The organism is Okeania sp. (assembly GCF_983059655.1).
This window is the reverse complement of sequence record NZ_CEZPJD010000579.1, coordinates 1-5,167: the sequence shown is the minus strand read 5'-3', so window position 1 is coordinate 5,167 and position 5,167 is coordinate 1. Positions and strand designations below refer to the sequence as shown.

The window sequence follows — 5,167 nt, the reverse complement described above, 5'->3', positions numbered from 1 at the left end:
CCTACTGCCTTACTTTCATAGCTAATGGGAATAATTTTTTATTTTGAAGTCCCTTATAAGTGATGACTAATAACTGAAATGACTGACTACTTGTAAATTCGATCAAGTAAAAATAGTCCTACAACAATTCCGATAAAATGGGCAACAATAATGTGAGTATTACCCAATAGTATAATAATATCCGGTGTAAATTTTTCCAGTTCTGTAGAGTTAAACATAGACGCTCCCATCACTAAAGATTCGCCTAATAAAATACCTCCAATTGCTTCTGCTCCTAATAAAGTCAGAGTAACCCCAACCAAGTTCGTAATTAAAGTCCTTTTCACTTGTTTAGTTGTATCTGCCCTAGTTGGCCTTGTCTCTGAAGAATCTGTAGGTATTCGTAATTTTCTTGCCAAACGAGTGTAACGAAATGACAAGAAGATGCTGAATCCTAGTACCACAAGACCACAAATTGGGAAAAAGAGGCTACCTCCCGCACCTGCTTCATTCATTTGATTCGGTAAGATGAAAGCAGCAAATAAAAACATGAAACCTGAAATTATTCCCAATGCAAGTTGGGACCAAAAACAAGTCCACCCACCTAACCGGAGTGCATTGGCTACTTGTTTAACAGCAGTTGGTAAGTCTGATAAGTTTGACATATTTGTGCTTATGTATTGTCAATACGATAAACTACTATGGTTTTTAGTAAATAAAGGGCAAGTTTATTTTCTGGAGATGTCTATTTAGTCGAAAATGACTCATCGTTTTAGGTTGGGGAGGAATTTTCGACAAAAGCCTTGAGCTACTCACAACATTGCCCTCAAGAGAAAATGCTATAGATTTTCTTTTTCTCCGGCGCATGGTTAGGGGTAGGTTAATCTTGTTCGCTCTCAAGGCGCGCTTCCCAGACAACCCAACAAACTCTTGAAGTTTCCCAACTTAAGAGACTTGTACTGACACTATCTAGACCTGTGGCCTAAATGTACTTAAGACTGTAGCACTTATACCGACATTTGAGCAATACAAAAAATTTGGACTGACATTTCCATGACATTATGAACTAAGGATTACAGAGGGTCTTTCTACAGATATTCGATCAAATTCTGGCAATGTGCTTGACTCTAGGTCAACTCCTTTTAAAATATATTTAAGAATTGTAAATAAACAACTCTATTTGTAAACGTTATTAAATTTGAGACCTATTAATTATGACACAACCACAACCAACTACAAAACCTAATCTGGATGAACCAAAATTCGGTTTTAACCAATATTCAGAACGTCTCAATGGTAGAGCAGCTATGATTGGCTTTGTATTAACTCTGGCAATTGAATACTTTACTGGAGAAGGTTTACTATCTTGGTTAGGTCTCAATTAAAGTCTTAGTTATACCTACAATTATAGAGATGACTACTGGCTACCTTATATAATAGAGATTAAACCCATACAAAAGTTTATAATAAAAATATAGTAGAAGTCTATTGTTGGTCAGCCTAATATTGTCAAGAACTTACTGATTTAAAGTTTAATGTGGCAGTATAGTTAGTTATTAATCTCTATAACAATATTAAGGGAATTAATTGGACGATCGGTTAAATTCCCTTGATTCTAAGAAACTTACAAGTAAATTTAAGTTGTATCAAATTATGCTTATGATCGACGCTTTATGGCCAAAATTTTTGAAGGCTGCTTATCGAAAAGAGCCTTTAGCTAGTTTTTTAGTGACAGTAGGATCGGTTGATGCTGTCATTGGTGGTTTAGGGGCAAGTTGGTCTCTGTTTTTCCTGGGGATGGGTACAGTAGGTGTAGCGATCGTATTACGTTTCTGGTTGTTACAGCGTTCTCATGTCGATCATTCTACTCCTGTTCCAGAATATTATTTACCGCCTAATTCTTCTCGTCCACAACTGCCAATTCTAAATAGAAATAAAAGGCATCTTCCTTAATTTCAAAATTTAAATGATCGGCAATAAACCCTCATATCCGATCAAAATTAGTCAAGCTTTTAATGTTGGTGGGTGTTTTGATTAAGATTAAGAATATTACCTTATTCATTTTCATTTATGGGAATATTGCCTTACCGAACCATTTTATGAAACAGAATAAATCTAGTTATAGTTTATTTGAAGAGTTAGTGCTTAGTAAACTTGTTTCTATTAAGCACGCTAAGTCTAAAAACTTGAGTTTACGGAAATCACTTTTCAGATAGAGAGATTAAAAAATCGACCTATATCATTCTCATTTTCCTAAAATATAGCACTACGCAAATAGGGCGCGGACATTTCTCTATATTCTTATTCCTTATTATCTTTTCACTCAAATTTATGATTAAACCCTAAAGAAGCTATTGCAATATATGTGGATAGTCTCAAGAAATAGGTATGCAAGACATTTCGTACAATTTAGGAAAAATTAAGGAGGGTTAGAACTTGAAAAAAAGTTTTACTGCCTAGAATGATTGTGTGTCACATTTGAGCTAATTGTTTTATAAAAAAATAAAAAAAGGGAACCTTGGTTCCCACTTTCCTGATTTTTTAAATTTCTTCTCAGTTGCTGTTGTTGTTTTTTTACTTGCCTTAATCTAGCAGTCCCTCCTCTTCCTTTAATATTTCTTCCCCGATAACGAGGAGACTCCCACCTCTTTAATTTCTGTGCCATATACGCAAATTTTACCTCATATTAGTAGAAGTGGGCAGAGAGAGACTCGAACTCTCACGACCGAAGTCGCCACATTTTGAGTGTGGTGCGTCTACCAATTTCGCCACCCGCCCTTATTGTTATTATTATAATCACTTGTTGTCAAATTTTGCAAGAGATCTAGATATTTTTGGCTACTTGACCATCTGTCAATTTCTTTAGCACGCAATACAGGTAGTGGATGAGTTAGTTGGGCTGTTTGAAGTTGCCTTAAAGCTTCACCCAGTTCTGTATGACTAAATTCTTTGTAAGCTCTTGCTTGGGCTAAAAAAGCATCAATATTAAGTTGAGCAGATATACTCGGAGAACCACCTGCTAACTTCATAAGAACTGATGCTACTACTTTTGGGTTTTGTGTGGCTAATAAAGCTGCGCGGTCGCAAGTGAATTCTGCACATCTTACCCATTCTAGTATTTGATTTTGTATGCTTTGAGCTATAATACCACCCCATGTAGAAATTTGTCCAGCAGCCAGTACAATTAAATTACCTAAAGTGAGGTATACTCCATGCTCACATTTAAGATGTCCTAGTTCGTGACCTAATACTGCTTGAATTTCTTCTAAGTTTAGTAATTCTATCAAAGATGTATGAATAACAATGAAAGGTTGCTTGCCTCGCATAGCAAATGTGTAAGCATTAGGAACAGGATGTTGACGAACATATAATTGTGGTGGTTCTAGATCGAGTGTATGACAAGCATCTAAAAGTATTTTATATAAATGTGGCAGTTGATCCTTACCTACTAATACACTGGATGCAATATTTTCCATGTAGAAAAATTGCTCTCCTAATGGTCCTAATAATTGCCTAATTAATAAATCTATGCCAGGTAGTTGTTTGATAGTATTAGTTGCTTCTAAGTCTAATGGATGGCGAAAATTATCTGCTTTTAAGCCAATTAGGGGTATTGTTGTCAAAGACATATTTTGTTAATTGTTAGTATAACTTATATTAAGCTAGCACAATTTGAGTAGAATAATTTCTGCTTAAACTGTTTCAAAATTAAGGATAGTTTGTTTTTTTAGTTAGTTATTGTTATGTCGCCAAAAAAATCAACTTAAGTTTAGCTGAAGTTTGGTATGAGAATAATTTAGTGTAGTTCATTTATTCAAAAAGGAGCTTAAAAATTTAAAAATAGATATTTAAAATTAAAGGATATTCTATGTAATATCATGTCCGGTTGAACAGTTATAAATAAACGACGAAGGAGTCAGGAGACAGGAGACAGGAGGGTAGAAAGAATGAAGAAGGAGAAAGTTTTTTCCAGAGCGCTCTTATCCGGACATGATATAATACCAATTTGAAAAAAGAATGTTACGGATAATAAGTGCAAGAAAAAAATTTTGTAGGAAATTTCTCTTTGACAAAAAATAGAATTTACGAACTGAAAACTGGTATTAAATCTATTCATTCTGGCTGCTGAATTGCAGGATTGCTGTTTGCGTTTGCGTAGCATCCCGTAGGGAAGCATGACAAACGGAAATTATCAGAAATACCCTAGCTATTTGTAGCAAAAATTTATCAAATTGGTATAAATGTGGCACAGTAATTCAGAGTATAAATAATTAAAGCTTATTTAAAAGAATATTCAGGATGGGAAAAATATAGTTCTTTCCTACTACCTACAGAGTAAGCTACTGAACAAGCTATACCTACTTTCACTATCATGTAGATAGATTCAATATTTATAGAAGTTGATGATTTTTGATTAAGTTATAGATAAAAAAATGTCTATCTTAATGTAAGTATTCCGCCGTCAGCCATCAGCTATTGCTTTTAGTTTAGGATCAAAACTTTATTAACTGTATTACTAAAAAAGTTGCCTCTTTGTACCCTTAAAGTAAGTTGTTAATTTACAGCACTTTTTAGGAAGCGTGAGGTACAGTTTGAAGATTAATCTTTTTTTCCCTACTCCCTACTCCCTACTCCCTAAAGTCCTAAAATTTTGTACCTCATCAACTCCAAAAACTGCTGTAAACACTGCCCTTAAAGATAGAGTATTGTTAGCTGAAGTCCGCAGTTCCTCCGGAGGAGGCTAGCTGACAGCTAATAGCTGTTTGCGCAGCATTCCGCAGGAAATACTTACATCTTAATTAAATGCAGGAGTTACAAATTATGGAATGATATTGCTAAAAAGTTAGTTGCTTATTTAACTTGAAAAACCTAATATTAATCATTATAGCAATTATAAAATCCAAATTTATTTTTATCAAAAATATCAAATCATTAGACACTATGCAACTTCTCATAGCTATGCTACGCGAAGTCACTAAAAAATACTTGTTATATTAGTTAAGTGATGAAGCAAATCACTAGGTATTTCATTATTAAACATTAATGATTAGAAGAGCAGTTACAACATATTTTATAAAAATATCAACTCAATAGACCTCTCCGGAAAAGAGGGAGTAGGGAGTAGGGAGTAGGGAGTAGTGGAAAATAATTGATGATTTATGCGTATGGGATTGATTTAATTTTTGAT

4 protein-coding genes and 1 tRNA gene are annotated in these 5,167 nt (G+C 34.2%); 2 read left to right on the top strand and 3 right to left on the bottom strand.

Annotated features, from left to right (window positions below):
• Window positions 1-86: 86 nt before the first annotated feature.
• Entirely contained in the window at window positions 87-644 is a 558-nt protein-coding gene (locus tag AC3DU7_RS24530; RefSeq protein WP_488041911.1) for a DUF3611 family protein, read from the bottom strand.
• 549 nt (window positions 645-1,193) lie between these two features.
• On the opposite strand from AC3DU7_RS24530, the gene AC3DU7_RS24525 reads away from it, so the two are divergent.
• Both AC3DU7_RS24525 and AC3DU7_RS24520 read left to right on the top strand, forming a co-directional pair.
• Complete coding sequence (locus AC3DU7_RS24525) at window positions 1,194-1,364, top strand: hypothetical protein (RefSeq protein WP_202224614.1); 171 nt, start codon at window positions 1,194-1,196, stop codon at window positions 1,362-1,364.
• 277 nt (window positions 1,365-1,641) lie between these two features.
• Complete coding sequence (locus AC3DU7_RS24520) at window positions 1,642-1,932, top strand: hypothetical protein (RefSeq protein WP_488041912.1); 291 nt, start codon at window positions 1,642-1,644, stop codon at window positions 1,930-1,932.
• 743 nt (window positions 1,933-2,675) lie between these two features.
• On the opposite strand, the gene AC3DU7_RS24515 is transcribed toward AC3DU7_RS24520, so the two are convergent.
• Together AC3DU7_RS24515 and AC3DU7_RS24510 are read right to left on the bottom strand one after the other, a co-directional pair.
• Window positions 2,676-2,757 (bottom strand) — tRNA-Leu (locus AC3DU7_RS24515).
• The gene (locus AC3DU7_RS24510; protein ID WP_488041910.1) at window positions 2,736-3,608 is read right to left on the bottom strand and encodes a M48 family metallopeptidase; all 873 of its coding nucleotides are present in this window, start codon (window positions 3,606-3,608) and stop codon (window positions 2,736-2,738) included. The genes AC3DU7_RS24515 and AC3DU7_RS24510 overlap by 22 nt, the downstream gene beginning before the upstream one ends.
• Between the last annotated feature and the right edge of the window lie 1,559 nt (window positions 3,609-5,167).